At 69.3% G+C, this 26,366-nt stretch carries 28 protein-coding genes; 9 read left to right on the top strand and 19 right to left on the bottom strand.

Annotated elements, in window-relative coordinates; translation table 11 throughout:
• The first annotated feature begins 13 nt into the window (after positions 1-13).
• Complete coding sequence (locus E0H50_RS06095) at positions 14-559, top strand: GNAT family N-acetyltransferase (protein WP_238150802.1); 546 nt, start codon at positions 14-16, stop codon at positions 557-559.
• Positions 560-574: 15 nt separating this feature from the next.
• On the opposite strand, the gene E0H50_RS06100 is transcribed toward E0H50_RS06095, so the two are convergent.
• The 7 genes from E0H50_RS06100 to E0H50_RS06130 all read right to left on the bottom strand — a co-directional run bounded on the left by E0H50_RS06100 (position 575) and on the right by E0H50_RS06130 (position 5,874).
• Positions 575-913: a sec-independent translocase gene (locus E0H50_RS06100; protein ID WP_131285578.1), complete on the bottom strand. Its 339-nt coding sequence runs from the start codon at positions 911-913 to the stop codon at positions 575-577.
• Positions 914-978: 65 nt separating this feature from the next.
• Complete coding sequence (locus E0H50_RS06105) at positions 979-2,481, bottom strand: trypsin-like peptidase domain-containing protein (protein WP_131285579.1); 1,503 nt, start codon at positions 2,479-2,481, stop codon at positions 979-981.
• A 78-nt stretch (positions 2,482-2,559) separates the two neighbouring features.
• Positions 2,560-3,615 (bottom strand): transcriptional regulator, encoded by a 1,056-nt coding sequence (locus E0H50_RS06110; RefSeq protein WP_131285580.1) that lies wholly within the window; start codon positions 3,613-3,615, stop codon positions 2,560-2,562.
• Positions 3,616-3,618: 3 nt separating this feature from the next.
• Positions 3,619-4,224: an anti-sigma factor family protein gene (locus E0H50_RS06115; RefSeq protein WP_131285581.1), complete on the bottom strand. Its 606-nt coding sequence runs from the start codon at positions 4,222-4,224 to the stop codon at positions 3,619-3,621.
• Complete coding sequence (gene sigE / locus E0H50_RS06120) at positions 4,221-4,901, bottom strand: RNA polymerase sigma factor SigE (protein ID WP_131285582.1); 681 nt, start codon at positions 4,899-4,901, stop codon at positions 4,221-4,223. Before sigE ends, E0H50_RS06115 begins: the two co-directional genes overlap by 4 nt.
• Positions 4,902-5,051: 150 nt before the next feature.
• Positions 5,052-5,273, bottom strand: coding sequence for a biotin/lipoyl-binding carrier protein (locus E0H50_RS06125; protein ID WP_131285583.1), 222 nt, complete (start codon positions 5,271-5,273; stop codon positions 5,052-5,054).
• 64 nt (positions 5,274-5,337) lie between these two features.
• The gene (locus E0H50_RS06130; RefSeq protein WP_131285584.1) at positions 5,338-5,874 is read right to left on the bottom strand and encodes a CGNR zinc finger domain-containing protein; all 537 of its coding nucleotides are present in this window, start codon (positions 5,872-5,874) and stop codon (positions 5,338-5,340) included.
• 73 nt (positions 5,875-5,947) lie between these two features.
• Here E0H50_RS06130 and E0H50_RS06135 point away from each other — a divergent pair, with 73 nt between their 5' ends.
• Both E0H50_RS06135 and E0H50_RS06140 read left to right on the top strand, forming a co-directional pair.
• Positions 5,948-7,114 carry an MFS transporter gene (locus E0H50_RS06135; RefSeq protein WP_238150803.1) on the top strand — a complete coding sequence of 389 codons (1,167 nt, stop codon included), beginning with the start codon at positions 5,948-5,950 and terminating at the stop codon, positions 7,112-7,114.
• Positions 7,104-7,694 (top strand): GNAT family N-acetyltransferase, encoded by a 591-nt coding sequence (locus tag E0H50_RS06140; RefSeq protein WP_131285585.1) that lies wholly within the window; start codon positions 7,104-7,106, stop codon positions 7,692-7,694. The genes E0H50_RS06135 and E0H50_RS06140 overlap by 11 nt, the downstream gene beginning before the upstream one ends.
• On the opposite strand, the gene E0H50_RS06145 is transcribed toward E0H50_RS06140, so the two are convergent.
• A complete protein-coding gene (locus tag E0H50_RS06145; RefSeq protein ID WP_238150804.1) occupies positions 7,681-8,544 on the bottom strand; it encodes an SIS domain-containing protein in 864 nt (287 codons plus the stop codon). The genes E0H50_RS06140 and E0H50_RS06145 overlap by 14 nt on opposite strands.
• 119 nt (positions 8,545-8,663) lie before the next feature.
• Between E0H50_RS06145 and E0H50_RS06150 the strand changes: the two genes are divergently transcribed.
• On the top strand, positions 8,664-9,446 hold the full coding sequence (locus E0H50_RS06150; protein WP_130384025.1) for a DeoR/GlpR family DNA-binding transcription regulator: 783 nt from the start codon (positions 8,664-8,666) through the stop codon (positions 9,444-9,446).
• A gap of 148 nt (positions 9,447-9,594) precedes the next feature.
• Positions 9,595-10,296 carry an O-methyltransferase gene (locus tag E0H50_RS06155; protein ID WP_131285588.1) on the top strand — a complete coding sequence of 234 codons (702 nt, stop codon included), beginning with the start codon at positions 9,595-9,597 and terminating at the stop codon, positions 10,294-10,296.
• Between the two features lie 3 nt (positions 10,297-10,299).
• On the opposite strand, the gene E0H50_RS06160 is transcribed toward E0H50_RS06155, so the two are convergent.
• From E0H50_RS06160 to glgC, 8 genes are all read right to left on the bottom strand, one after another.
• On the bottom strand, positions 10,300-11,022 hold the full coding sequence (locus tag E0H50_RS06160; protein WP_131285589.1) for an alpha/beta hydrolase family protein: 723 nt from the start codon (positions 11,020-11,022) through the stop codon (positions 10,300-10,302).
• Positions 11,015-12,013 (bottom strand): amidohydrolase family protein, encoded by a 999-nt coding sequence (locus E0H50_RS06165; protein ID WP_131285591.1) that lies wholly within the window; start codon positions 12,011-12,013, stop codon positions 11,015-11,017. Before E0H50_RS06165 ends, E0H50_RS06160 begins: the two co-directional genes overlap by 8 nt.
• A 151-nt stretch (positions 12,014-12,164) precedes the next feature.
• Complete coding sequence (locus E0H50_RS06170) at positions 12,165-12,683, bottom strand: 3-hydroxyanthranilate 3,4-dioxygenase (RefSeq protein ID WP_131285592.1); 519 nt, start codon at positions 12,681-12,683, stop codon at positions 12,165-12,167.
• Positions 12,684-12,686: 3 nt separating this feature from the next.
• A complete protein-coding gene (locus E0H50_RS06175) occupies positions 12,687-13,106 on the bottom strand; it encodes a RidA family protein (RefSeq protein WP_131285594.1) in 420 nt (139 codons plus the stop codon).
• Positions 13,103-14,605 carry a 2-hydroxymuconic semialdehyde dehydrogenase gene (locus E0H50_RS06180; protein ID WP_131285596.1) on the bottom strand — a complete coding sequence of 501 codons (1,503 nt, stop codon included), beginning with the start codon at positions 14,603-14,605 and terminating at the stop codon, positions 13,103-13,105. The genes E0H50_RS06175 and E0H50_RS06180 overlap by 4 nt, the downstream gene beginning before the upstream one ends.
• Positions 14,602-15,900 (bottom strand): FAD-dependent oxidoreductase, encoded by a 1,299-nt coding sequence (locus E0H50_RS06185; RefSeq protein WP_131285598.1) that lies wholly within the window; start codon positions 15,898-15,900, stop codon positions 14,602-14,604. The genes E0H50_RS06180 and E0H50_RS06185 overlap by 4 nt, the downstream gene beginning before the upstream one ends.
• A complete protein-coding gene (gene kynU, locus E0H50_RS06190; protein ID WP_131285599.1) occupies positions 15,897-17,126 on the bottom strand; it encodes a kynureninase in 1,230 nt (409 codons plus the stop codon). Before kynU ends, E0H50_RS06185 begins: the two co-directional genes overlap by 4 nt.
• Complete coding sequence (gene glgC, locus E0H50_RS06195; RefSeq protein ID WP_131285601.1) at positions 17,123-18,385, bottom strand: glucose-1-phosphate adenylyltransferase; 1,263 nt, start codon at positions 18,383-18,385, stop codon at positions 17,123-17,125. Before glgC ends, kynU begins: the two co-directional genes overlap by 4 nt.
• A gap of 64 nt (positions 18,386-18,449) precedes the next feature.
• Here glgC and E0H50_RS06200 point away from each other — a divergent pair, with 64 nt between their 5' ends.
• The 3 genes from E0H50_RS06200 to E0H50_RS06210 all read left to right on the top strand — a co-directional run bounded on the left by E0H50_RS06200 (position 18,450) and on the right by E0H50_RS06210 (position 21,483).
• On the top strand, positions 18,450-18,998 hold the full coding sequence (locus E0H50_RS06200; RefSeq protein ID WP_131285602.1) for a GNAT family N-acetyltransferase: 549 nt from the start codon (positions 18,450-18,452) through the stop codon (positions 18,996-18,998).
• Between the two features lie 19 nt (positions 18,999-19,017).
• The gene (gene glgA, locus E0H50_RS06205) at positions 19,018-20,175 is read left to right on the top strand and encodes a glycogen synthase (protein ID WP_131285604.1); all 1,158 of its coding nucleotides are present in this window, start codon (positions 19,018-19,020) and stop codon (positions 20,173-20,175) included.
• Positions 20,176-20,244: 69 nt separating this feature from the next.
• Entirely contained in the window at positions 20,245-21,483 is a 1,239-nt protein-coding gene (locus tag E0H50_RS06210) for a dienelactone hydrolase family protein (protein WP_131285606.1), read from the top strand.
• On the opposite strand, the gene E0H50_RS06215 is transcribed toward E0H50_RS06210, so the two are convergent.
• The gene (locus tag E0H50_RS06215) at positions 21,455-22,315 is read right to left on the bottom strand and encodes a helix-turn-helix domain-containing protein (protein ID WP_131285607.1); all 861 of its coding nucleotides are present in this window, start codon (positions 22,313-22,315) and stop codon (positions 21,455-21,457) included. The two genes, E0H50_RS06210 and E0H50_RS06215, sit on opposite strands and share 29 nt — an antisense overlap.
• A gap of 103 nt (positions 22,316-22,418) precedes the next feature.
• On the opposite strand from E0H50_RS06215, the gene E0H50_RS06220 reads away from it, so the two are divergent.
• The gene (locus E0H50_RS06220; RefSeq protein ID WP_131285609.1) at positions 22,419-23,273 is read left to right on the top strand and encodes an oxidoreductase; all 855 of its coding nucleotides are present in this window, start codon (positions 22,419-22,421) and stop codon (positions 23,271-23,273) included.
• Between the two features lie 214 nt (positions 23,274-23,487).
• Here the strand turns inward: E0H50_RS06220 and E0H50_RS06225 are convergent, their stop codons facing one another.
• The gene (locus E0H50_RS06225) at positions 23,488-24,444 is read right to left on the bottom strand and encodes a type IV toxin-antitoxin system AbiEi family antitoxin domain-containing protein (protein WP_165547011.1); all 957 of its coding nucleotides are present in this window, start codon (positions 24,442-24,444) and stop codon (positions 23,488-23,490) included.
• Positions 24,445-24,633: 189 nt separating this feature from the next.
• The gene (locus E0H50_RS06230; RefSeq protein ID WP_131285612.1) at positions 24,634-26,154 is read right to left on the bottom strand and encodes a leucyl aminopeptidase family protein; all 1,521 of its coding nucleotides are present in this window, start codon (positions 26,152-26,154) and stop codon (positions 24,634-24,636) included.
• Positions 26,155-26,366 lie beyond the last annotated feature (212 nt).

Consider the following 26,366-nt stretch of genomic DNA (forward strand, 5'->3'; position numbering starts at 1 on the left):
GGTGGATCACCCCGTGCTGGAGACGGCGCGGTTGCGGTTGCGGAGGTGGCGTGACGACGAGCTGCAGCGGATCTCCGCGGCTCGCACCAACCAGGCGACCGCGCATTTCCTGCCGTTCATTCCGCAGCCGTTCACCGTGGAGGACGCGCGGTTCTGGCTGAAGGACCTGGCCGAGCAGGCAGCGGCCGGGACGCGGTTCAATTGGTGCGTGGCGGACGCCGCGACGGATCAGGGGCTGGGCAACATCACGCTGTTCGGCATCCATGTCCGCGGCGCGGTCCGGGACGCCGAGGTGGGGTACTGGATGCATCCCGAGGCGCAGGGCGGCGGGGTGATGAGCGAGGCGATCCGGCGGGTCGCCCAGTGGTACTTCGCTCCCGCGAACGCCGGCGGGTTCGGCGGCCGACGGATCGTCATCCGTACGGCGGCCTCCAACACGGCGGCCCGCCGTACCGCGGAGAAGGCCGGCTTCCGGCATGTCGGCACCGAGCGCGCCGCCTTCGAGATCGGCGGCGGAGTCGACGACAAGGTCACCTACGACCTACTGATCACCGACTGACCAGATCCGGCCGGATCAGGTCGACTCGGGGTCGTACGGCGGCTTCGCGCCGGCCGGGAGGCGTTGCGGGGCACTGTCTGCGAAGTTGGCGACGGGCTTGTCATCGTCGTCGTCCATCGGCTCGAGCAGGTGCTTGCGGACGAAGTTCTTCGGGTTCAGGTCCTGCAGCTCGAGGTCGGCGTACTCGGGACCGAGCTCGTTGCGCAGGTCGTTCTGCGCGTTCGTCACCATCTGACGGACCTGGCGCAGCAGGCGTCCCGCCGTCCGGGCGAACTCCGGCAGCCGATCCGGCCCGAAAACGAGTACGGCGACGATCGCGATCACGACCAGTTCGAGTGGCCCGATGCCGAACATGTCCCCACCTCTCCGTACTTCGTCCCGGACGGCGCCCAGCCTATCCCGGCCCTGGGTAGCACCCGTCAGCCGATCTGCTGGGCGAGAGTGAGCGTAACCGTCCGGGACCGCCCGCCGCGCTCGTACGCGAGCCGCACGGCCTCACCCGGCTGGTGGGTGCGGATCGCGACGATCAGCACCTCGGCACTGTCGACCGGCTCGTTGTTGATCGAGGTGATCACGTCACCGACGCGCAGACCGGCCCGCGCGGCCGGCGAACTCGGGCTCACCGCACTGACCCGGGCGCCGCCCTCGAACGTCATGTCCACACTGGCCCCGATCACCGGGTACGACGCCTTGCCGGTGGCGATCAGCTGCTGCGCGGTCCGCCGGGCCTGGTCGATCGGAATCGCGAACCCGAGCCCGATACTCCCGCTCTGCCCCTCCCCGGAACCGCGGACGGTGGCGATCGCGGAGTTCACGCCGATCACCCGCGCGTTCATGTCGACCAGCGGACCACCGGAGTTGCCCGGGTTGATCGCGGCGTCGGTCTGCAGGGCGCTGATGTACGACGCGGCCTCGGCGGGATCGTCGCCGGTCGTCACCGGCCGGTTCTTCGCCGAGATGATGCCCGAGGTGACCGTGCCGGCCAGCCCGAGCGGCGAGCCGATCGCGACCACGTCCTGCCCGACGACCGCCTGGTCCGACCGGCCGAACTGCACCGACGGCGCGGTCAGGCCGGCCACCTGCACGACGGCCAGGTCGTACGCCGGGGAGCGGCCGACGAGCCGCGCGGTCGCGGTCTTGTTGTCGTTCGTGACGACCTGGATCGAGCCGCCCTTGGCCGCCGCCGCAACGACGTGGTTGTTGGTCAGGATGTGCCCGACGTTGTCGATCACGAACCCGGACCCGGTGGCGTCGGAGTTGTCCGAGCCTTCGACCTTCAGCTGCACCACGCTCGGCAGGAGGGTCGCGGCGACCGCGGACACCGAGCCGGTACGGATCTTCGGGTCGGCTCCGGTGCCGACCGGCGGCTCGGGCTGCTGCGCGATCGGGGTGTCGTTGCCGCTCAGCGCGACGACGGCCGTGGCCGCACCCGCGCCGGCCAGGACACCGATGACCAGCGCGACCAGACCGGCGATGGTGACGACCCGGTTGAGCTTCTGCGGCTCCGACGCGTACGAGCGGGCCTGCTGCTGGTGCCAGTCGGCTGGTGGCGGCGGCACGTACGCGGGCCGGTACTGCGGCTGCTCGGTCGGCCAGGCCTGCCCCTGGTACACCGGACGGAAAGTCTGCTGCTGCGGCTCCGGCCGCCCGAAGCTGCGCTGCGAGGTGGACCGCGCCCCGTTCGTCAGCGCCGCGTTGGTCGGGCCGTTCGTCAGGCCGCCGTTCGTCTGCCGGTACGCCGAGTCCGAGCCGGGTGTCCGCAGCGGCATCGCGCCCGCGCCGGGAGCCGGCGGGGTCAGACCGGTCAGCGGCGGACCTGCCGCGGAGCCGTTCCCGTCGGGTGCGCCCGCGGTGGGCAGGACCGCGGTCGGTTCCGCGGTCGCCGGATTCGGAACTGTCGGCTCGGCGTCGTCGCTCGTCACGGTGCCCGCCTCACGTCGTCGTCGTGGTCGTCGGTGGAAGCCCTCCCGGAGGTAACCGGGACACACTTCCACCTTTGATTATCCCAGCTTCGGCGAGAGTGCACCCATCGGAGTGAGCCAGGTCGCGATTTTGGCCAGCCCGGACCCCACTCGCTGGATCGCACTGAGCTCCGTCGGCAGCTCGTGCGGGAAGGATCTGACCACCTGTCCGAGCTGGTCGGGCGGCAGGTCCCCGATCAGCGTGTAGACGATTCCGCCGGACGACCAGACGACGTACGACGGCATGCCGTACCGCAGGTACACCCCCGGGCTGTCGGTGCTGCTGAAGCCCTGGACCGCGGCCGGATCCAGCGTGCCGCGCTGCTCGAACAGGGAGACGTTGAACAGCCCGTCCGAGTACGAGAACTGCAGAGAGCCGTTACTGGTGTCCTGGTGGACGTCGTACAGCTTGAGCGACGCTGGCAGCTCCGGCGCGCAGACCCAGCCCTCGGACCGCAGGTTGTCCACCTTGCCCATGCCCAGCGACTCGACACCGCTCGGCACGGTCGGCGGCAGGTGGCCGATGAACTCCGAGCCCTCGATCTCCAGCTCGGTGAACACGGTCGCGCGCACCATCGTCTTGCCGTCCGCGCTGAACAGCTGACGCTGCAGCAGCAGCCCGGTCGCCTTGTCGATCCAGAACTTGGCCGCCAGCGTCTCGTCGTCCCGCAGCGCCTCCACGAGCACAGCGGTCCGGCCGATCAGGTCGGTACAGCACTTGTCGACCAGGTGGTACGTCGCCTGCAGCAACGCCAGCGGTCCGCCGTCGATGGCGGCGTCCGCGGTGGTGGCGCGCTGCACGAACGCCTTCGCACCAGGTGCGGACGAGCCGAGCACGCTGATCTCGGAGCCCTGCGACGCCGCATGCAGGATGTCCAGCATCGCGGAGCTGGCGCCCTGCGGTCCCCAGGCGGTGATGATCTGCGTGCCGTGGTACGAGACCTGGTTCGGCGCGACCGCCGCTCGCTGCAGCCAGCTGACCGCCGTAGGCGAGTCCGCCTTCGGCAGTGCCGGCACGACGGCTGCCGCGGACGTGGGCAGGCCGAAGCCGATCAGGGCGGTGCTGACCAGGACGGCGAGCCGGGAGAGGCTCACCGGTCAGCGCCCTGTCAGGGCCACCGGGCGCAGCGTCGGGTTGTTCAGCCCGGCGTACCCCGCGCCGTTGTAGGAGTTCAGCAGCGCGACCGGGTCGGCGAACGGCGCTCCGCCGCTGGTGCTCGCGTGGTCGGACGAGAAGCTGGCGACTGGCGGTTGCAGCGTCGGCGGCTGCTCCGAGCGGGACGGGTCGCCGACAACGAACGCCGTACCGAGCAGGGAGGCAACCGCGGCAGCTGAGCCGGCTGCACCCAGGACGCCGCTACGACGGCGGGAGCGGGTGCCGCGGGCGGCTCCGGGTCGGGTGCCACCTGTGCGCCCGGCCGGGAACGCGGACCGCTGCGGGAACAGGCTGACCGGCGTGACCACCGGCCGGACCTCTTCACGAGGCTCGGTCGAGAACGACGAGACACCCATCAGGCGCTGCATCAGGTCGGTCGATGGATCCGGCGACTCGAGCGCGGCGATCCGCGCCTTCAGCCGCCGCTGCGCGTCCACCTCGGAACGGCAGCTGTCGCAGCCGACCAGGTGGCTCAGGACCTTGTCACGGGAGTCGTGGTCGAGCTGGCCGTCGACCACTGCACTCAGCTTGTCCAGCGGGTGCGTCATGCGAGGTCACCTCCGTCGCCGAAGAGGCCGCCGTCGACCGGCGGGCCGCCGACCCGGGTCTGGCCGGACCGCGGGGCCCGGTGCTCCAGGTGCTTGCGCAGCATCGACCGGCCGCGGTGGATCCGGCTGCGGACGGTGCCGAGCTTCACGTCCAGGACGTCCGCGATCTCGTCGTACGTCATGCCCTCGATGTCGCACAGCACCACGGCCGCGCGGAAGTCCTCGGGCAGCGCGTCGAGCGCGTCCTGCACGTCGTGGTCGAACAGGTCGGAGTCGAGCTTCTCGGCCGGGCCCTCACCCTTGGCCGGGAGCCGGTCGTGCGCGTCCTCGGGCAGGCCGTCGAAGCGGATCCGCTGCTTGCGGCGGGCGCCGTCCAGGAACAGGTTCGTGGTGATCCGGTACAGCCAGCCCTCGAAGGTCCCCGGCGTGTACGACGACAGCGAGCGGAACACCCGGACGAACACTTCCTGGGTGAGGTCCTCGGCGTCGTGCTTGTTACCGGTCAGCCGGTACGCGAGCCGATAGACGCGCGCGGAGTGGGTGCGGACGATCTCGTCCCACGACGGCAGTACGTCCGGGACGTCCGGCACCTGCTGGGGTGCGGGGACCGTCGACGTGTCGAACGGCTTCACCGCAACGCCTCCCTGGGTCCTCTCGGCAATAAGCGTGAAGGCCATGGTGCCGCGGTCACCGTCCTCTGCGCACGTCGGGAAAACCCGGGCTGGACCCTGGTTTGTTCGTACGACGGCTCAACGCGGCGCCCCGGCCGGAAGTTCCCGGCCGGTGCCTTCACTACACAAGACGCCTGAGAAGTCATTTCGGTTGAATCACTCCTCGTCGATGACGGCGATCGGGTCGCCGTCGCGGACGACCTCGCCCTCGACGACCTTCAGCTCGACGATGGTGCCGGCCACCTCGGCCAGCACCGGAATCTCCATCTTCATGGACTCCAGGATGACCAGGGCGTCATCCGGTCCCACCGTGTCTCCGGCCTTGGCGGTGACCTTCAGCACGTTGGCCACCAGCTCGGCCAGCACGGTGTGACTCAACTCGCACTCCTCCCACTCCCGGAATCCCCACTCCCGATCCTAGGCGTGACGGAACAAGGCCCGACTACTGGGCGTGCTGCCGGGCCCGGTACGACGCGACGCGGGTCCGGCTCGAGCACCGCGGTGTGCAGAACCTCCGCGGCCGCTTCTCCGCCGGATTGGCGAACACCCGCTCGCAGTCCACCGCCGCGCAGACCCCGAGCGCCTCGAACCCGTGACCGGCCGCGAACGTCGCCAATCCGAGCGCGGTCGTCGCCGCCATCCAGTCGGCCCAGGTGGCTCCGGGCCTGGCCACATGCAGGTGCCACGGCGACCCGTCGTGGTCGGACAGATACGGGCGTACGGCGTACTCCTCCAGCAACTCGTTGAGCATCCGGGCCGCTGCGGGCGGGTCGGCGTGGAAGACCTCGCGGACCCGCGCCCGGACCTCGCGGACCGCGACCAGGTCGTCGTCGGCCAGCGTGATCGGGTCCGACTCACCGTGCTCGAGAAGGAACGCGCGGACGTCGGCCGGCGACGTCAACTGCTCCGGGTCGCGGGTGCGCGTGTTGACCAGGTCGACCGCGAGCCGCACCTGCCGGTCCGGCGACTGGATATCCACTGGACTCCCTCCTCCGTAACGCCTTTATGATCGTAACGCGTAACAGCCAGCTGTGCGTTACAGGAGGTCAGGGGTGGCGAGCTACTACTTGGCGGCAACGCTGGCCCGGCTTGCCGACGAGATGGTGGCGTTCACGCTGGTGCTGCTGGTGCTGGAGCGGACGGACAGTCCGGCGCTGGCAGGAGTCACCGGAGCCGCCTTTGCGCTCCCGGCGGTCGTGACCGGGCCACTGCTCGGTGCCTGGCTGGACAGGACGCCGTACCGGCGGAGCGCGCTCGCACTGAACCAGGCTGCTATCGGGGTGGTCATGCTCAGCCTGTTGGCCGTGGTCGGGCACAGCCCGCACTGGATCACACCGGCGCTCGCAGCGGTCGCCGGCGCGACACTGCCGATGGCGAGCGGCGGATTCACCAGCATGTTGCCCAGCCTCGTCCCGTCCGACCGGCTGGCTCGCGCCAACTCGTTCGAGGCCGCGAGCTTCGGTGCCGCAACCATCACCGGTCCCGCGACCGCTGCCACGGTCGCAGCCACCTTGTCGGTAGAAGTCGCTGCTGTAGCCATCGCCGTCACCGCCGCCCTCAGCATCTGCGCCATCAGCCGCCTGCCCGCGCTGCCGCCGTTGCAGACCGCTGGAGAACCCTTCCTGCCGGCAGTCCTGGCCGGCCTGACCCATCTGGTCCGCACACCGCGATTGCGGGCCTCCACTGTGACCACGACCCTGCTCATGGGCGCCACAGGCTTCCTGCTGATCGCCCTGCCGCTGCACATGTCTTCACTCGGCATGCCCAAGTCAGCGGCCGGCTACCTGTGGACAGCCATCGAACTCGGCAGTGTCACCACCGCACTCCTGCTCACGCGCCTCCAGGCCCGCTGGCGCCCCGAGCAGGTCGTCATCGTGTCGGTCGCGGCCTACGGCCTCGCCCTGGCCAGCTGGCCTCTGGCCACCAGCTTCGTTGTCCTGCTACTCGTGGCCTTTGGCAGCGGCCTCTTGGAAGGCCCCACCCTCCCTGCCATGTTCGCCGCCCGCCAGCAGTACAGCCCGGAGTCGCTGCAAGGCCGCGTCAGCACGTCAGCCGCCAGCCTCCGAGTCGGTGCCGCTGCGGTCGGCCAGGCCACCGCCGGTTTGCTGGTCCCGGTAGTCGGTACGCACAAGGCTCTGACGGTCGTCGCCCTGGCTCTACTCGTGGCCGCCGGGCTCGGCGCCCTCACTGCACGAAAGGCACCGCCACATGTCTCTTGACGCCTGGATCCACGGCTGGACCATCTCCCGCGGTACCCCGGCACCCGTGAAGGTCCGGAGCGGCTACCGCGTCGACGTCGGCTTGCCCGGTCACCAGGTCCGCTACGTGCTACCGACGTACGACGCCGGTCTGGTCGACGGGCTCGGCGAGCCTGACACCTGGCTCAAGATCTGCGGGCAGGTCTCACTGGGCGTGCCGTGGCAGGTGCAGCCGGTCGAGTACCTGATGAGTCGCCCACTGGCCAGCGCAGGAGCGAGTGTGGCTGCGTCGTACGAACTAACGAGTGTGCGGCGGGACAGTGTGGTCGACGTCGTCGTACGCGCCGCTGACGGCTCGGTGGCGGCACGCGGGAAGGCAGCGCTCACCGGAGAGGCTGCTGTCTTCGACCAGATCGAGACGTCTCCGCAGCACCGGCGGCGCGGCCTCGGCCGGAGCGTCATGGCCGCCCTGTCCGCAGCAGCGCAGTACGCCGGTGCGAACACCGGCGTACTGGTTGCGACTGAGGACGGACGGGCGCTCTACACCGCGCTGGGGTGGACGCTCGAGTCCCCGATGACTGCCGCGGTCAGTCGAGGATGACGGAGCGGGAGAGGCTGCGCGGCTGGTCGGGGTTGAGGCCGAGAGCCAGGGACTTGGCGACCGCGACGCGCTGGGCGACGACGAGGGACGCCATCGGGTCCAGGTCGGCGTGGTGGACGATGGTGGCGCCCGTGGCGTTCACGTCGTCCAGCAGGCCCGCCGGCGGCTCACCGAAGACCCAGACACCGCGGCCGGGCTGCGCGATCGCGATCGGACCGTGCCGGTAGTCCATTGCCGGGTATGCCTCGGTCCACGCCGACGCGGCCTCACGCTGCTTGAGCGCGGCCTCGTGCGCCAGGCCGACCGTCCAGCGGGTCCCGATGTACGTGACCTGCTCGAGCTTGGCCAGGTCGTCGACGTCGATGGTCAGTGCGGTCTGAGCGTCCGCAGCGGCCTTGGACAGGTCCTCGCCGAGCGACGCGCGCAGCAGCGCCAGCGTGGTGGTCGCGAACCGGGTCTGCACCACGGACTGCTCGTCGGCGAAGTCCAGCATGATCGTGTGGTCGGCCAGCTCGACGATCGGCGAGTCCACGGTGGCGGTGATCGCGATCGTCGGTACGTCGGTGGCGCGGATCAGGTCGAGTACTTCGGTCGTCGTACCGGAGCGGCTGATCACGACGATCGCGTCGTACGCCCGGCCCGCCGGGAACTCGGATCCGGCGAACGCGTCGGTCTCGCCCTGGCCGAGGTCCTCGCGCAGCGCGGCGTAGGCCATCGCCATGAACCAGGAGGTGCCGCAGCCGACCGCGGCGACCCGCCGGCCGGGTTTCGGAAGCGAACCGCCGTACTGCGCGAAACCGTCCGAGACCTGCCGCCAAAGGTCCGGCTGAGTGGCGATCTCAGTGCTCACAAATGGCTGCTGCGTCATGTCGTCTCCGCACTTCTGATGGTCGAAACTGCTCGAACGTGATCGAATGGTGCCAACCAGCCGCCACCGGGCTGACCGATTGTGTGAAGGAGGAGCCCCGGGTGAAGCGTTATGAACGCCTCAACACCTTGCTCGAGTCGCTCGCCGAGAAAGGCGCCATCGACGTCGACGAGCTCGCCGAGCAGTTGCACGTGTCCGCGGCCACGATCAGGCGTGACCTGGACCATCTCGGCAAGCAGCAGCTCCTCACCCGGACCCGCGGCGGCGCGGTCGCCAACGCGGTGTCGTACGACCTGCCGCTGCGCTACAAGACTGCGCGTTTCGCGTCCGAGAAGCAGCGGATCGCGCAGGCGGCGGCCACGCTGGTGCGCCGCGGCATGGTGATCGGGATGAACGGCGGCACCACCATCTCCGAGGTGGCGCGGACGCTGGCGACCCGGCCCGAGCTGTCCGCGGAGCACGGCGAGCCCGCGTTCACGCTCGTCACCAACGCGCTGAACATCGCCAACGAGCTGATCGTCCGGCCGCACGTGAAGATGGTGCTGACCGGCGGCGTGGCGCGGCCGCAGTCGTACGAGATGATCGGCCCACTGTCGCACCGGATCCTGTCCGACCTGTCGCTGGACATCGCGTTCATCGGCGTCGACGGGATCGACGAGACCGGCGCCACCGCTCATCACGAGGGCGAGGCGAACATCAACCAGCTGATCGTCAGCCGGGCCGCGAAGGTCGTCGTGGTGGCCGACTCCTCCAAGCTCGGGCAGCGGGCCTTCGCCCGGATCTGCGAGCTGAGCGAGATCGACACGCTCGTCACCGACGCCCAGGCCGACGAAAGCCAGCTCGCCGTCTTCAAGGAAGCCGGCATCGACGTCATCCGCGCCTGACCTCACTCCGCACCTCCCTCACCAGGTGAGTCACGTCTCGTGTGGACGATCATATCTGATTGTGGGGCCGTTGTTATGAGCAGGAGTGCGCAACCTCCGCGCGTGCAGCACGGAAAGCGGACCTCCAACCGCTAGGCTTCGGTTCAGCATGGGTACCGCAGCCGCACAGCACTCCGCCGACCACTCCGCCGATCACTGGGAGGACGCCATCGCCACCGGCATCGACCCGACGTCCTGGGCGTACGCCGAGGACTACATCGGTGAGGACGAGGTCGTCACCGGTGCACGGGCGAGCGCCGCGGACAGCGGTGTCGCCCCGATCGGCCCCGGCGCGGCCGCCGCGCTGAGCCTGCTCGCCGCCGGCGTCAGCGCGAAGGCGGTCGTCGAGATCGGCACCGGGACCGGCGTCTCCGGGCTCGCGCTGCTCCGCGGTATGCGCGCCGACGGCACGCTCACCACGGTCGACATCGACGCGGAGAACCAGCGGCTGGCCCGCAAGACGTTCCTGGACGCCGGCGTCGCGTCGAACCGGTTCCGCCTGATCGCCGGCGCCGGGCTGGACGTCGTCACTCGGCTCACCGACGGTCACTACGACCTGGTCTTCTGCGACGCGGACCGCCGCGAGAACACGGCGTACCTGCACGAGGCCCTGCGCCTGCTCCGCCCCGGCGGCATCGTCGCCTTCGCCGGCATCCTCACCGCCGGCCGCGTCGCCGACCCCGCCCGCCGCGACCCCGACACCATGGCCCTCCGAGACCTCGTCCGCGCCGTCCGGGACGACGACAACCTGGTCTCAGCCCTCCTCCCCACCTCCGAAGGCCTCCTCACCGCCGCCAAACGGCTCAAGTAGCGGCTAGCTCGTCAGGCGGGTCAGTTCGGTGGTTACTTCGTGCCACGGGTCGGACTGGGGATCTATCAGTTCGTAGTGGCCGCAGTGCGGGACGCGGTGGAAGTGGGCCGTGGGGTGCGCGGTGAAGTAAGAGTCGGTGATGGTGATGGGCACGACTGTGTCGTTGACGCCGTGGATGAGGGTCACCGGGGCTATCGACGCGGGGAGGTGGGCTGGGTCCAGGTCGTTGCGGACACCGCCTCCGATGAAGGCCTGTACGGCGCCTTCGCCGATGTGCTCGCGGTCGGCCTTCAGCAGGTCGGCCACGGGGGCCAGAGCGACCACACTGCGGAGCCGGACCGGGTTGTGCGTCGACGCGGCCCACAGGGCGAGCTGACCGCCGGCGGAGTGGCCCATCAGCACGTAGCCCGCGTGCACGTCCACGAGGTCGGGTAGCGCGTCCAGCGCCGTACGGATGTCGCTGGTGGTCGCGTCGGGGTTGCCGGGCTCGCGGCGGTACTCCAGGGACAGGACCGGCCAGCCGAGGTCGGACAGCGCCGCACCGAGTGAGCGGGCGTGCACCCGGTCGTACTCCGGCCGCCAGAACCCGCCGTGGATGAACACGATCAACGGCCGGTAGTCCTTCGCGTGCCAGTAGTCGATCACCTGGTCCGCGTGGTCGCCGTACCGCAACTCCTCGTCCGGTTCCGGTGCTTTGCGCGACAGTACCGATCGGTCTTCACTCATCAGACCTCCCGAGATAACGCAGGGCGTTCAGAGTCAGCAGTTTGTGCTGCTGCTCCGCGGTCAGGAAGCCGGCCTTCCGTACCACCTCCCCGACCGGCCGCTCGCCCAATGGATAGGGATAGTCACTGCCGACCAGAACGCGGTCTTCCCCCAAGGTATCGACAAGTAGCCGCAAAGGCGCTGATTCGAACACCACCGTGTCGACCAGGATCCGGTCCAGGTACGTCGACGGTGGGTGCTCGGAGCAACCACGGACGATGTCGCCGCGCCGGTGCCACGCGTTCTCCAGCCGCCCGAGCCAGAACGCGAAACTCCCACCCCCATGAGCGAAACAGATCCGCAAGGACGGCGGTAACCGGTCGAAGGCCCCGCCCAGCATCATCGCCAGCAACGACAGATGCGTCTCGGCAGGCATCCCGGTCAGCCAGCGCGCCATCCAGCGATCCAGCCGCGGACCGCCCGGCATGTCCCACGGGTGCACGAGGACCGGCGTACCGGTCTCCGCGCAGTGGTTGAAGAAGGCAACGATCCCGGCGTCGTCGAGGTCCTTGTCGCCGACGTGGTTGCCGATCTCCACACCGACGTGCCCAGCCGCGCGGCACCGGTCCAGTTCGGCGCAGGCCAGGTCCGGATCCTGCAACGGCACTTGGCAGAACGGCACGAACCGGTCGTCACCGGCCAGCGTCTCCAACGTGAGGTCGTTGAAGATCTCCGCCAGCTTCACGGCCTGCCCCGCAGGGCGTTCATACCCGAAGAACACCGGGGTCGGCGACACCACCTGGAGATCGATGCCGTCAGCATCCATATCGGCACGGCGTACGGCTGGATCCCAGGCCTGCGGTCCGATCGGGCGGAACTCGGTCTCGCCGATCATGATCATCGCGGCCCGCTCGGAGTCGATCCGCAACCACGGCCAGCCGTCGCCACCGCACGCCGCCGACAGATCCGGCCATCCATGAGGCACGAGGTGGGTGTGGACATCAACGGTCATCCGACAGCCCTTCCATCACCGCTCCCGGGTCCTCCCCAAACCGGTTTGGGGAGACTGTCTGCCCGATTCGGGGGGAACTTCCTTCCCAAACCGGTTTGGGAGCATCTTCGGCAGGTTCCCCAAACCGGTTTGGGGAGGTTTTCGGCCGCGGTCAGCCCTTGCCGGGGTGCACCGTGCCGCAGTTGGGGCAGGTGCGGGCGTCCTCGCTGTCGTAGAAGGCTTTGAACACGGGCGGCAGGTCCGCGACGATGTCGGTCACCTGGAGCTCGACCTCGTGCACGATCGCGTTGCAGTTGGCGCAGTACCAGCGGAACTTCTCCAGTACGCCGGGCTCCCGGACTCGCTCGATCACCAGGCCGATCGAGTTCGGGCCGCGCTGCGGCGAGTGCGGCATGTTCCGCGGCAGGACCCACATCTCGCCGGCGTTCACCGCGACCGTCGCGGGGCCGTCGTCGGTCATCACGTTGACCTTGAGCTCGCCGGAGATCTGGTAGAAGAACTCCTCGTACGGGTCGACGTGGAAGTCGGTGCGCTGGTTCGGGCCGCCGACCACCATCGTGATGAAGTCGTCCCCGGTCGGGAACATCTGCTTGTTGCCGACCGGCGGCTTCAGCAGGTGCTTGTTCTCCTCGATCCATTCCGGAAAGTTCGTCGACTCCAAGTTCGCCATACCCTATTCCTCCTTCGAGTGTTGCGGGATCGCCGCAACAGCCTGGATCTCGATCAGCAGCTGGGGATGCGGCAGCTGATGGACTGCGACGGTCGTCCGGGCCGGCCCGGACTCGTCGAAAAACTCACCATAGATCTCGTTGTACCCCCCGAAGTCGTTCATCGACACCAGGTACGTCGTCACGCTGACGAGATCCTCCAACCCGGCCCCGACCGCCCCGAGGATGTCCCGGATGTTCTCCAGCACCGCCCGCGTCTGCTCGCGAATGTCCAGCGCGACGGTGCCCAGCTCGTCGACGGATGCACCCGCGATCGTGTTGTCGGGTCGCCGGCTCGACGTCCCCGACACGAACGCGAACCCGCCCGCGACCCGCACATGCGGAAACCGGCCGCGCGGCGTGGCCTTCCCCGGCACAACGGTCATGAGAGCTCCACGCAGACATTGGTGATTTCGGTGTAGAAGTCCACCGAATGCCGTCCGCCTTCACGGCCGACGCCGGACAGCTTCACTCCGCCGAACGGTGTCCTGAGGTCTCTGAGGAACCAGGTGTTGACCCAGCACAGGCCGACGTCGAGGGCGGCGCCGGCGCGGTGGGCGCGGCCGACGTCGCGGGTCCAGACGGTTGCCGCCAGCCCGTAGTCGGAGGAGTTGGCGAGGGCATAGGCCTCCTCCTCGGTGTCGAAGGGTGCGATGTGGCAGATCGGGCCGAAGATCTCCTCACGATTGGTCCGAGCGTCCGGTGGTAGACCGGTGACCACGGTCGGCTGTACGTAGGACCCGCCGTCGCGAGCATCCCCGAACGTCGGTACGCCGCCACCGGCCAGCACCTCAGCACCTTCACGGCGGGCGAGGTCGTAGTACGACAGGACCTTGTCGCGGTGCTGCTTGGAGATCAGTGGCATGTTCATCGTCGCCTCGTCGGCGGGCCAGCCGTACGTCAGCTCCTCCGCCCGCCGCGCCAGCCGGGACGTGAACTCCTCGAAGATCGGGCGTTCGACGTACAGGCGTTCCGTGCACAGGCAGACCTGTCCGCCGTTCGTGAAGACGGAGCGCACCGAGCCCTCGACCGCGGCGTCGAGATCGCAGTCGGCGAAGATCAGGCCCGCGTTCTTCCCGCCGAGCTCGAAGGACACCGCCTTGACGCGGTCCGCGGCGACCTTCGCGATCGCCGTACCGGTCGCGGACTCCCCGGTGAACGTGATCGCGTCGACGCCTGAGTGCCGAGTCAGGTACTCCCCCGCCGACGACGGCCCGAACCCGTGCACGAGATTGAAGACCCCATCAGGTACGCCGGCCTCGGCCATCACCTCGGCGAGAACGGTCGCCGACGACGGCGTCTCCTCGGACGGTTTCACCACGACCGCGTTGCCGCAGGCAAGCGCCGGCGCGACCTTCCAGGTGAGCAGCAGCAACGGCAGATTCCACGGTACGACGATCGCGACCACCCCGACCGGTTTCCGTACGGCGTAGTTCAGCGCGCGCCGCCCGTCGGGGAGGACGGTCGTGTACGACTCGGTCGGTACTGTCGTCGCGAAATCCGCGAACGCGCGGAAGTTCGCCGCACCGCGCGGGATGTCCAGCGTGCGCGCCTGGCTGATCGACTTCCCGGTGTCGCCGACCTCCGCGGCCACCAGATCCTCGAACCGCCGCTCCAGCACGTCCGCGACCCGCCGCAGTACGACGGCCCGCTCCTGCTCGCTCATCCGTCCCCACGGACCGCTCAGCGCCTGCCGAGCCGCGTCCACCGCCGCGTCCACGGTCGACTGATCCGCCTCACAGACGTCGAAGATCTGCTCCCCCGTCACCGGCGAAACCTTCGCGAACCGCGAGGCACTCTCCACAAACGCACCCCCGACGAAGTGCCGCAGCACCCCAACCGACGACGGCTGCCCGGTGAGCAACTCCGCAGACCACAAACTCACCGTCGTCGCCTCCGAGCAAGTCCCAGCAGGACCCCGGCCGACGCGACCGCAGCAGCGCCGAGGAGCTGGTGCTGGCGGTGGACTCGGCGTTGGACTTCGGCGTACGGGGTGGTGGAGAAGGAGACGAGTTCGTAGCGGGAGACGTACTTGCCCGGGAGCAGGCGTTCGAGGGCGTGTTCCACCTGTTTTTGAAGGCGGAAGACGGGTGAGGCGACCTTGTCGCGCATCTCGACGAAGTTCGCGAGGGCCATCTCGGCGATCGCCTCGGTGTTCTCGCGCCGCCGGGTCTCGAACAGCGGCAGGGCCCGCGCCCACGAGCCGCCCGTGTCGTCCAGACAGCGATCCAGCTCGACCACGTCCTCGAAGGCGCAGTTCGCGCCCTGCCCGTAGAACGGCACGATCGCGTGGGCCGCGTCGCCGAGCAACGCCGTACGTCCGTGGGCCTGCCACGGGAGCGTGTGCACAGTCCCGAGCACCCCGACCGGATTGTGCAGATAATCGTCGACCAGTGAAGGTGCTAACGGCAACAGATCGGGATAGTGCTCCTGGAAATGCGCGGAGATGCCGTCGGCGGTAGTCAGTGCGTCGAACGACCCGGCCGGCCAGAACAGCGTGCAGGTGAACGAGCGGTCCGGGTTCGGCAGGGCGATCATCATCGACGTGCCGCGCGGCCAGATGTGCAACGCGCCGGGATCGAGTGCGAACTCACCGGATGCAGCCGGGATCGACAGCTCCTTGTAGCCGTAGTCGAGGAAGTCGACGTCCTCCGCGACGATGCCCTCGGCAAGCAACTGCTCGCGGACGGCGGACCCCGCACCGTCAGCGCCCAGCACCACATCGGCCGATGCCGACACCTTCCCGGACGGCGTGGCGAACACCAGCGAACCAGCCGCGGAATCCAGCTCCACCAACCGGTGCTCGAACTCCACCGACACACCAGGAGCCGCCGCTGCTGCCGACAGCAAGGCGTTGTTCAGCGCGCCCCGGCTGATCGAGTTGATCGCCCGGTCCCCGGACGCCGAGTACGCCTGGAAGTCCAGCGGACCCGTCACCGGATGGATCATCCGGCCCTTCATCGGCAGCGCGTCCGCCATCACCTCGTCGACCAGGCCGATCCGCCGCAACGCGTCCAGCCCGCGTTCGGAGATCGCCAGGTTGATCGACCGGCCGCGTTCCACCTGCGCGACCCGCGGATCCGGACGCCGCTCGTACAGCGTCACGGTCAGCCCGCGGCGCGCGAGGAAACACGCGAGCAGCGAACCGGTCAGTCCCGCACCGACGATCGCGACCTTCATGCCGTCACCGCGGCCATCGCCGCCCCCGCCCGCCAGCAGTCGTGGTACGTCGAGTACAACGGCACCGGCGCGAACCGCAGTACGTCGGGCTCCCGCGAGTCCGCGATCACGCCGTACTCGAACCGCAACCGCCGCGACAGCGCCCCGGCGCCGGGCACACGCACGGACAACTGGGCGCCGCGGCGCGCCGGATCGGCCGGGGTGATGACCTCGAAGTCCGCCAGCAGCTCCGCCAGGTACGCCGTCAACCGCACACTCCGCTCCCGTAGTACCTCGATACCGATCTTGTCGAAGATCTCCAGTGACGTCCGCACCGGGCTCATCGCGAAGATCGGCGGGTTCGACACCTGCCACGCGTCCGCGGTCGCCGGCGGCCGTGACTCCGGTGTCATCTCGAACCGCGTCTTCGCGTCGGTACTCCACCAGCCCTCGAACCGCGGCAGGTCCGCGCCGAGATGCCGTTCGTGGACGAACGCGCCGGCGATCGCCCCCGGACCGGAGTTCAGGTACTTGTACGAGCACCAAGCCGCGAAGTCGACGTCCCAGTCGTGCAAAGCGAGCGGCACGTTCCCGGCCGCGTGCGCGAGGTCCCACCCGACGATCGCCCCGGCCGCGTGACCGGCCTTCGTGATCGTGGGGATGTCCATCAGCTCACCGGTCAGGTAGTTCACGCCACCCAGCAGTACGAGCGCCACGTCGCCACCGAGCTGCTCGACGACGTCCGCCGTCCGCAGACTGTTCTCCCCCGGCCGCGGACGCAGCCGGATCACCGCGTCTTCCGCGTCGTACCCGTGGAACTCGACCTGCGACCGTACGGCGTAACTGTCCGACGGGAACGCCGAGTCCTCGATGACGATCCGGTGCCGGGACCGCGTCGGCCGGTAGAACGACACCATCAACAGGTGCAGGTTGACGGTCAGCGTGTTCATCACGACCGTCTCGCTCGGCAACGCGCCGACGAGCCGCGCCGCGGGACCGGTCAGCAGCTCGTGGTAGGGCAACCACGGGCGGGCCGCGTCCAGGTGCCCTTCGACCCCGAGCGCCGCCCACGAGTCCAGGTCCTCGAGCAGCTCGGACCTGGTCGCCTTCGGGCGCAGGCCGAGTGAGTTGCCGGCGAAGTACGCGACCTCCGGATAGCCGCCGCCCTCCGCGGGCGGTACGTCGAACAGCTCCCGGTGCCCGGGATCCGCGGCATCGAGCTCCAGCGCCTCGGCCTCGGTGATCACGCCTCAGCGACCTCGTCAGCTACGGCGGCCTTCGGAGGCTCGATCACCTGCCCCTTGCCGAGCACCGTGACGCCGCCCTTGGAGACGGTGAACCCGCGTTCCCGGTCGTAGTCCTGGTCGACGCCGATCTGGGTGCCGTCCGGGATCACGATGTTCTTGTCCAGGATCACGTTCTTCAGCACGACGTTCTTGCCGATCTTGCAGTTGTCCATGATCACGGAGTGCTGGATGTCGGCGCCGGCGCTGACGATCACGTTCGACCCGAGCACCGAGTGGTCCACGTGCGCGCCGGACACGATCGAGCCCTGGCAGACGATCGACTCGCCGACCGTCGCGTCGTCGGTGAACTTCGCGCCCGGCAGCTGCGGGTGCGAGGTGAAGATCGGCCAGTCGTTGTTGTAGAGGTTGAACACCGGCTGGATCGACACCAGGTCCATGTGCGCCTCGTGGTACGAGTCCAGCGACCCGACGTCGCGCCAGTACGAGCGGTCTCGGTCGAGCGCACCCGGTACGTCGTTGTCCTTGAAGTCGTAGACGCCCGCCTTGCCCTCGGCAACGAGCATCGGGACGATGTCGCCGCCCATGTCGTGCCGCGAGGCCGGGTTCGCGGCGTCCTTGCGGAGCGCCTCGACCAGCACGTCCCGGCTGAACACGTAGTTGCCCATCGACGCGAACGTCTCGTCCGGCGAGTCCGGCAGCCCGGGCGGATCGGCCGGCTTCTCCAGGAACTCCTCGATCGCGTGCCCGTCCGCGGCGGTCTTGATCACGCCGAACTCGGTGGCCTCGACCCGCGGCACCCGGATACCGGCCACCGTCACGCCGTTCCCGCGCTCGATGTGCGCGGCGACCATCTGCGACGCGTCCATCCGGTACACGTGGTCGGCGCCGAAGACCACGATGTACTCCGGGTCGGCGTCCTTGATCAGGTTCATCGACTGGTAGATCGCGTCCGCGCTGCCCTGGTACCACTGCGGGCCGAGCCGCTGCTGCGCCGGGACGCAGGTCACGTAGTTGCCGAGCAGGGTGGACATCCGCCAGGTCAGCGTCACGTGCCGGTCCAGCGAATGCGATTTGTACTGGGTCAGCACGCAGAGATTTCGATAACCCGCATTGACCAAATTCGACAGCACGAAATCGATGAGGCGATAACTGCCGCCGAACGGCACGGCCGGTTTGGCCCGGTCCGCCGTCAGCGGCATCAACCGCTTCCCCTCACCACCGGCCAGCACGATTCCGAGAACTCTGGGCGCCTTTGCCATGCCCGCACCTTAGCTCCGGATCCCCCGGTGCATAAGCCGTTGTGTGTGTCGCGACACTGTAAAGATGCCGATCCTCGTCGTACCGACCACTGCCGTTCACCGATCGTTTCTCGCGGCCTGGGACGAGCTCGGTCCGGATCATGAGCGGTGGATGGGTGCGCGCGCCCACGCCGCCGGAGCCGAGGAGGACTGGACCCGGGACCAGACCGCGGACCCGGCAGAGTTCGCGCGGCTGGTCGCCGAGATCCGGCGCGAGGCGGAGCCGGACACCGCACTGGCGCCGGGCATCGTGCACCAGACCGTGCTGTGGTTCGTGGACGGCGTCGAGTTCCTGGGCCGGCTCTCGATCCGGCACGACCTGACACCGGCGCTCACCGAGGTCGGCGGGCACATCGGGTACTGCGTCCGCCCGTCCGCCCGGCGGCGCGGGTACGCGACCCAGATGCTCACCCAGTCCCTCCCGATCGCCGCCGCCCTCGGCATCGAGCCGGCCCTGGTCACCTGCGACCTGGACAACACCGGATCGCGCAAGGTGATCGAGGCAGCTGGTGGCGAACTGGAAGACGAACGACACGGAAAGCTGCGCTTCTGGGTGCCGACACAGGTGACCTGATGACCTATGGTCGGAGCTTATGAAGGTCGCCATCCTGACGCGTGAGTTTCCTCCGGACGTGTACGGCGGGGCGGGGGTGCACGTGGACTTCCTGGTCCGCGAGCTGCGCCGGCTGATCGACGTCGACGTCCACTGCATGGGCGAACCCCGGAAGGGCGCGACCGCGCATTCCGAGGACGACCCGCGGATCCCGAACGCGAACGCGGCACTGCGCATCCTGTCCACCGACCTGACCATGACCGCAGCGGTCGGCGACGCGGACCTGGTGCACTCGCACACCTGGTACGCGAACATGGCGGGGCACTGGGCCAAGCTGCTGTACGACGTACCGCACGTGGTGACCGCGCACTCGCTGGAGCCGCGCCGCCCGTGGAAGGCCGAGCAGCTCGGCGGCGGGTACCGGCTGTCCAGCTGGGCCGAGCAGACGGCGTACGAGGCGGCCGACGCGGTCGTCGCGGTGAGCCGCGGGATGCGTACCGACGTACTGGAGTGCTACCCGTCGATCGACCCGGCGCGCGTTCACGTGATCTCCAACGGCATCGACGCCGACTTCTACCGCCCGGATCCGTCGACGCATGTCCTCGAGCGGCTGGGCGTCGACCTGAGTCGGCCGTATGTGACGTTCGTCGGCCGGATCACCCGGCAGAAGGGCGTACCGCACCTGCTCCGCGCGGGGCTGCGCCTGGATCCGTCCGTACAGCTCGTACTGCTGGCCGGCGCCGCCGACACGGTCGAGTTGAAGGCCGAGACCGACGCGCTGATCGACGACCTGAAGTCGGCCCGCGACGGCGTGTTCGTGGTGTCCGAGATGCTGCCGCGGGAGGAGGTCCGGCAGGTGCTGACGCACGCGCTGGCGTTCTGCTGCCCGTCGATCTACGAGCCGCTCGGGATCGTCAACCTGGAGGCGATGGCGTGTGAGACCGCGGTCGTGGCGAGCGCGGTCGGCGGCATCCCCGAGGTGGTCGACGACGGCGTGACCGGCACGCTGGTCCGGTACGACGAGAACGACCCGGACGGCTTCGAGCGCGGTCTCGCGGACGGGATCAACGCGCTGGTCGACGACCCTGCCCGGGCTGACGCGATGGGCAAGGCCGGGCGGGAACGCGCGGTCTCCGAGTTCGGCTGGGACGCCGTCGCGCAACGCACCGTCGACCTGTACAACAGCCTGCGCGGGTAGGCAAAACCCCACCTGCGACCGGGAGTTCGCACCATTCTGCGCGGTGACCGGCGGCGGTTGGCTTGAGGCATGACATCTCGCCTGACAAAGCCCATCGCCGCCACCCTCGCCACCGCCGCCCTCCTGGCGTTCCCGCTGTCCGCCTACGGCGCGGTCCACCAGCCGCCCCTCTCCGAGGCTGCGGTCTCCAGCGTGCATACGCCACGTGGTGCCCTCGTCTCGGCCACGCCGGTCGCTCACCTGACAGCAGCTCAACTGGATGCGGCCGCCGCCGACTTCCCGGGTACACCCCGGGCGGCGTACGGCGTCACGGCGTACCGCCTGATCTACCGGACGGTCGACGTGAACGGCCGACCGACGACAGCGAGCGGCCTCGTCGTGCTGCCCGACGGCCGCCGCGGCGCGCTCACCGTCGCGGAGTACCTGCACGGGACCACCGCGACCAAGGCGTACGCCGCCTCCGTCGACGACACCTCGACCGACCGCCTGGTCACCGCCCTGTTCGCCGGTCAAGGACTGGTCGGCATCGCACCGGACTACCTCGGCCTAGGCTCCGGCCCGGGCCTCCACCCATACTTCGACACGAAGACCGAAACCTCCGCATCCGCCGACCTGCTCCTCGCGGCACGGACATTCGCGGCCAAGCACGGCATCGCGCTGAAACGGGACGTCCTGGTGACCGGCTTCTCACAAGGCGGCCGAGCATCCCTGGCCCTCGGACGCGCCCTGAGCCGGGGCGAGGTAGGGCCGTTCCGCCTAGGTGAGATCCGGGCCGTCGCAGGACCGTACGACCTGCTCGGCGAGGAACTACCGGCAGCCTTCGACGGCCGTGTCCTTCCCCAGACCGCGACGTACTACCTCGCGTACTTCGTGACCGCCTGGAACCGGACCGTCGGCTTGTACAACAACCCGCGCGAGGCGTTCCAGGCGCCGTACGCCTCGACCGTCGAAGGGCTGTTCGACGGCACCCACCCCTTCGAGGAGATCGTGGCCGGGCTACCGGACACGCCGGAGAAGCTGTTCACGCCGGAGTTCGCCACAAAGCTGCAGCATCCGAGCGGACGGTTCCTGCGCGCCCTGCGGACGGCCGACCAGGTCTGCCGGGACTGGACGCCGCGAGTGCCGGTCCACCTCTACAACGGGACGGAGGACACCGATGTGGTCGCCTCCAACGCCGACTCGTGCGCGGCGTCGCTGCGCAAGCGCGGCGCGGACGTGACGGTGCACTCGATGGGCGCCGTCGACCATTTCGGTACGGCGTTCACGGCGTACCCGGAGATCATTCGGGCCTACGCTCGCTGGGCCTGACGCTCCGGTCGACCGGTTCGCTGGACGCGACGAGGCTGCCTAGCAGTGCTAGCAGCTCCGCGTCGCGCGATCCGGGCACCGCGTGGAAGACGACCAGCGTCATGTTGTCGGTCCCGCCGATGGTGAGCTTGTCGCTCTGCAACGCGAGGTCGCCCACCTCGGGCAGCGTCAACAGGCTCACCCGACCGCGGCGGGGCCGGACGTCGTGCCGGGCCCACAACTGCCGGAAGCGCTCGCTGCGCACCGAGAGGTCTCCGACCAGTTCCTTGAGGCGCGGATCGTCGACGTTCGACCCGAGCTCGGACCGAAGCGCGCCGACGCCCTCCTCGGTCAGGTCCTCCCAGTCCCGGCGAAGCGCACGCTCCGCCGGATCGAGGAGCACGGTGGTGAGCAGGTTGACGCCGACGGTGTAGTTCGGCGAGAGCGCCGTACAGAGCGCGTTGACCGCGAGCACGTCGGTGTACCGGTTCTGCACGTACGCCGGGTTGTCCGACCAGCCGTTGATGAGCTCGACGATGCTCTCCGGCGCCTGCTCGATCCGGGATCTTGGGCGCGGCGCCGACCGCTCCTGGGCCAGGCCGAGGAGGTAGCTCGTGGCGTCGGCGTCCAGGCGCAGTACGTCGGCGAGCGCTTCGAGGACCTGCACCGACGGGTTGCGGTCCCGGCCCTGCTCGAGGCGGAGGTAGTAGTCCGAGCTGATGCCGGCCAGCATCGCGACCTCCTCGCGGCGCAGCCCGGGGACGCGGCGCCGGCCGATGCTCCGGATGCCGACCTCCTCGGGCCGCACCTGCTCCCGGCGGGCCCGCAGATAGTCCCCCAGCGCGTTCTCCATGGTTTCCACGGTAGGCCGCAGAACGCCTGGTTGCCTGTGCCCTGTCAGTCCCAGGAACAGCGAGGTACTCCCTGTTCGGTGCGCGCCGACGAACAGTGGAGACATGACGAACTCAACCATCACCCTCGCCGAGGACCTGACCATCACCCGGATGGGGTACGGCGCGATGCAGCTCGCCGGTCCAGGTGTCTTCGGGCCGCCGAAGGACCGCGACCAGGCGATCGCCGTCCTGCGGGAGGCCGTCGCGCTCGGCGTCACCCACATCGACACCAGCGACTTCTACGGACCGACCGTGGTCAACGAGATCATCAAGGAGGCGCTGCACCCGTACCCGGCGGACCTGGTCCTGGTCACCAAGGTCGGCGCCCGGCGCGGCGACGACGCCAGCTGGATCCCGGACCTCGCACCGGACGCACTGCGCCGCCAGGTCCACGACAACCTCGAGCACCTCGGTCTCGACGTCCTCGACGTGGTCAACCTGCGCAGCATGGCGCACGAAGGCCACAGCGAGGAGTCGATCGCGGAGTCGTTCAGCACGCTGGTCGAGCTCCAGCAGCAGGGCCTCATCAAGCACCTCGGCCTGAGCAGCGTGACGATCCCGCAGATCCGTGAGGCACAGGCGATCGCGCCGATCGTGACCATCCAGAACCTGTACAACCTCGTGAACCGCTCGGACGACGACGTGGTCGACTACTGCGCCGACAACGACATCGCGTACGCGTCGTTCTTCCCGCTGGGCGGGTTCACCCCGCTGCAGTCCGAGACGCTGGCGAAGGTCGCGGCCCGGCTCGACGCCACTCCGCAGCAGGTCGCCCTCGCCTGGCTCCTCCAGCGCTCCACGACCAGCGTCGTCATCCCGGGTACATCGTCACTCGCCCACCTGCGCGAGAACATCGCCGCCCGCGACCTCGTACTCCCCGCCGACGCCGTCGCCGAGCTGGACGCAATCGGCGCCTGACCCAGCGCAGTGCGCGCCGACGCCAGCCTCCGCGATCCGATCGACCGTGGCCCTGGTATACCCGAGCTCATGCCCTCTCGTGGGTCCACCCATCAGATGCCGGGTTTACGTCCGAGATCCGGGACGCAAACCCAGCATCTCGGACGCCAACCCACCAGATGCTGGGGATCGCCGGGAGCACGGTCGGGTTCGCCGACCGGTGTGGGAGGCAGCGTCAGCTGGCGAGCGGGGTACGGCGGGCGCGGGCGAACGCCTGCCGGATGCGCATCGCCGTACGCGCCGGATGCTCGAGGTCTGCCCACATGATCCGGACGACCTCCAGCCCCAAGGCCCGGAGGCGGTCTTCGCGCAGCTTCTCGCGAATCAGCGCCTCACGAGTCCCCTCCCCGTACTTCGCCAGGCCGTCGAACTCGACGACGGTGTTGTACTCGGGGAAGTAGAAGTCCACGCGTCCGATGAAGCCGTCGGCATCCGCGAACTCCGCCTGCAGCACCGGCACCGGCATGCCCTCGTTGTGGAAGAGAACCCGCAGCCGGGTCTCGCCGACGGACTCGGCCTGAGCATCGGCGAAGTCGAGCACCGCACGAATCCGCGGGCCGCCCGGCCAGTTGTGCGTGACCTCGCGCAGCCGGAGCAGCTCGTCGGCGCTCACCTCCGGTCGCCGGAACGCCGCGTCGGCGCTGACCACCGCCGCCTCGAACGACGACGTACCGGCGACCTCGACCACTGCCCGGGTCAACGCGGTCACGGCGAGCCCGGCGACGGCTGTCACGTCCGAAGCGCCGAGCCTCGATCGGTGGTGACGCACTCCGGTCTTCGGTCCGCTCCGCATGCCGGCCGCACGCGTCAACTGGACCTCGGACAGGTCAGCCTGCCAGACCGGTACGCCGTGCATGACGAGCGCGGAGTGATGACTCACGATCGCGGATCCCGGGCACATGGAGTTCACCGCGGCGTGGACCAGGCGCCGGTGACGGAAGAGTTCGCGTTCCCACATCGGCAGGTCGCGCAGATCCAGGCACTCGGCGTACTGCCCATACCGGATCCGCTCCCAGCGTCCGTCGCCCAGCCGTCGATTGATCTGCTCCCGGGTGTACCCGGCGCTCATCGCCTGCGCTCTGCTGACCACACCGCCCTGCCCGGCCGCGATCGTCTTCAGTCGAGGATTCACCCCACCAGCATCGGGCCCAGACGCGCTCCCCCGCTGCCCGTTACCGCAATCTGTGGATAGCCCTCTCGTGGGTCCACCCATCAGATGCCGGGTTGGCGTCCGAGATCCGGGACGCAAACCCTGCATCTCGGACGCCAACCCACTAAATGCGGCTGGGGGCGGGGCGCGGGGGTGCGGGGGGTGCGGGGGTCAGCCGATGCCGGAGGTCGGCGTTTCGGAGGCCAGCCAGGTGCTGAGTAGGCGGGCGCCGGCGCCGGTGGCGCCGACCGAGTACTCGAATCGGTCGGCCGGGGACTCGGCGATCGACGAGAGGTCGAGGTGCGCCCACGGCAGGTCGCCGGCGAACGCCTTCAGGAACAGCGCCGCGGTGATCGACCCTGGACCCTTCGAGCTGTTCACCGAGTCCGCGATCGGCGTCGAGATCAGGTCCTCGTACTCGGCCGGCAGCGGCATCCGCCACAGCTCCTCGCCGGACACCCGGCCGGCGTCCGCGAGGTTGTCCGCGAGCGCGTCGTCGGTCGCGAACATCCCGCCGTACAGCATCGCGCCGAGCGACACCTTGATCGCGCCGGTCAGCGTGGCGATGTCGACGAGTACGTCGGGCTTCAGCTCCTGCACCGCGTACGCGAGCCCGTCGGCGAGGACCAGACGGCCCTCGGCGTCGGTGTTCTTCACCTCGGTGGTGCGGCCACCGAAGTGCCGGATCACGTCGTCCGGGCGGTACGCCGTACCGGACGGCATGTTCTCCGCGGCGCAGACGAGACCCGTCACGCGGACGTTCGCGCCGAGGTCGCGGAGCGCCGACAGGGTGGCGATCACGGAGCCGCCGCCGGTCATGTCGCGCTTCATCGACACCATGCCCTCGCGCGGCTTCAGCGACAGGCCGCCGGTGTCGTAGGTGATGCCCTTGCCGACGAGGACGACGTACGGCGTCTTCTTGGTCGCGCCCTTCGGCACGTAGTCGAGGCGGATCAGCCGCGGCGGGCGGGTCGAGCCCTGGCCGACCGCGAGGATGCCGCCGAACCCGTCGGCGGCGAGCTTCTTCTCGTCCCAGACCGTCACCTCGAGACCGGTCGCGGCGGCCACCTCGGTCGCCCGCGCGGCCAGCCAGGACGGGTCCTTCTCGTTCGACGGGGTGATCGCGAGCTGCCGCGCCAGCCAGCCGGTGCGCCCGATCACGACACCGCGGTCGATCACCGGCTGCCGCTTGTCGGCCGATCCGTCGGTCAGCGTGACGGTGCCGACGGCCGGCTTCCCCGCGTCGACGGTCTTCTGGGTGTACGAGAACGAGCCGAGGACGACGCCCTCGGCGAACGCCTGCAGCGCCGCGTCATCGATGCCCTCGGCAACGACAGTGGTGAGCTCGTCCTTGCCGCGGCCGAACCGCGCGATCGCCGCCCCGGCGTGTCGCAGGTCATTGGCGCTCCCGTCACCGGCACCGACCAGCAGGATCTCGGTCACCTCACCGGTCAGCAACGGGTACGCCGCGGTCGCACCGGCGGACGGGGTGAACCCGGTCGCGCGCTGCACCTCCAGCAGCCGGTCGAGGTCGACGCCGAGCCGCCCCCCGGCCTCCTTCGCGGCGGCCGGCAGACCGTCCTGCTCACCGACGACGACAACCCACGTCGACGACCCGTGCACCGGCAGACCCGGCTGCCAGGCAACGACCGGAAGACTGGGAAAGGGAGACGAACTACCACGGCGAGCCACTGGGTCGAACCTCACTGTTTGATCAGATATGAGCTAGGCAACCGTAACGACCCCGGCCGGTGCCGGAAAGAGGGTGTCTCGGGACTCTGCGCCGTAGCGAGCAGGTGCTCGGCGGAGTGCCTCGGTGCGCTGGAGCGGAGGGTTCGATGTGGTTTCATCGTGCCCTTCGCTCCAGTGCAGCGAGGTGCCCGCCGAGTGCCGCGCAGTAGGCG

The sequence above is a fragment of the Kribbella sindirgiensis genome (genome assembly GCF_004331435.1).
Classification (GTDB): domain Bacteria; phylum Actinomycetota; class Actinomycetes; order Propionibacteriales; family Kribbellaceae; genus Kribbella; species Kribbella sindirgiensis.

Coding starts and splice junctions, on each gene's coding strand:
- E0H50_RS06165 (WP_131285591.1), bottom strand. CDS start 12,013: ATGACCGTTGATGTCCACACCCACCTCGTGCCTCATGGATGGCCGGAT.
- E0H50_RS06185 (WP_131285598.1), bottom strand. CDS start 15,900: ATGAAGGTCGCGATCGTCGGTGCGGGACTGACCGGTTCGCTGCTCGCG.
- E0H50_RS06140 (WP_131285585.1), top strand. CDS start 7,104: ATGTCTCTTGACGCCTGGATCCACGGCTGGACCATCTCCCGCGGTACC.
- glgA (WP_131285604.1), top strand. CDS start 19,018: ATGAAGGTCGCCATCCTGACGCGTGAGTTTCCTCCGGACGTGTACGGC.
- glgC (WP_131285601.1), bottom strand. CDS start 18,385: ATGGCAAAGGCGCCCAGAGTTCTCGGAATCGTGCTGGCCGGTGGTGAG.
- E0H50_RS06175 (WP_131285594.1), bottom strand. CDS start 13,106: ATGACCGTTGTGCCGGGGAAGGCCACGCCGCGCGGCCGGTTTCCGCAT.
- E0H50_RS06200 (WP_131285602.1), top strand. CDS start 18,450: ATGCCGATCCTCGTCGTACCGACCACTGCCGTTCACCGATCGTTTCTC.
- E0H50_RS06215 (WP_131285607.1), bottom strand. CDS start 22,315: ATGGAGAACGCGCTGGGGGACTATCTGCGGGCCCGCCGGGAGCAGGTG.
- E0H50_RS06160 (WP_131285589.1), bottom strand. CDS start 11,022: ATGAGTGAAGACCGATCGGTACTGTCGCGCAAAGCACCGGAACCGGAC.
- E0H50_RS06210 (WP_131285606.1), top strand. CDS start 20,245: ATGACATCTCGCCTGACAAAGCCCATCGCCGCCACCCTCGCCACCGCC.
- sigE (WP_131285582.1), bottom strand. CDS start 4,901: ATGGCCTTCACGCTTATTGCCGAGAGGACCCAGGGAGGCGTTGCGGTG.
- E0H50_RS06115 (WP_131285581.1), bottom strand. CDS start 4,224: ATGACGCACCCGCTGGACAAGCTGAGTGCAGTGGTCGACGGCCAGCTC.
- E0H50_RS06220 (WP_131285609.1), top strand. CDS start 22,419: ATGACGAACTCAACCATCACCCTCGCCGAGGACCTGACCATCACCCGG.
- E0H50_RS06170 (WP_131285592.1), bottom strand. CDS start 12,683: ATGGCGAACTTGGAGTCGACGAACTTTCCGGAATGGATCGAGGAGAAC.
- E0H50_RS06100 (WP_131285578.1), bottom strand. CDS start 913: ATGTTCGGCATCGGGCCACTCGAACTGGTCGTGATCGCGATCGTCGCC.
- E0H50_RS06155 (WP_131285588.1), top strand. CDS start 9,595: ATGGGTACCGCAGCCGCACAGCACTCCGCCGACCACTCCGCCGATCAC.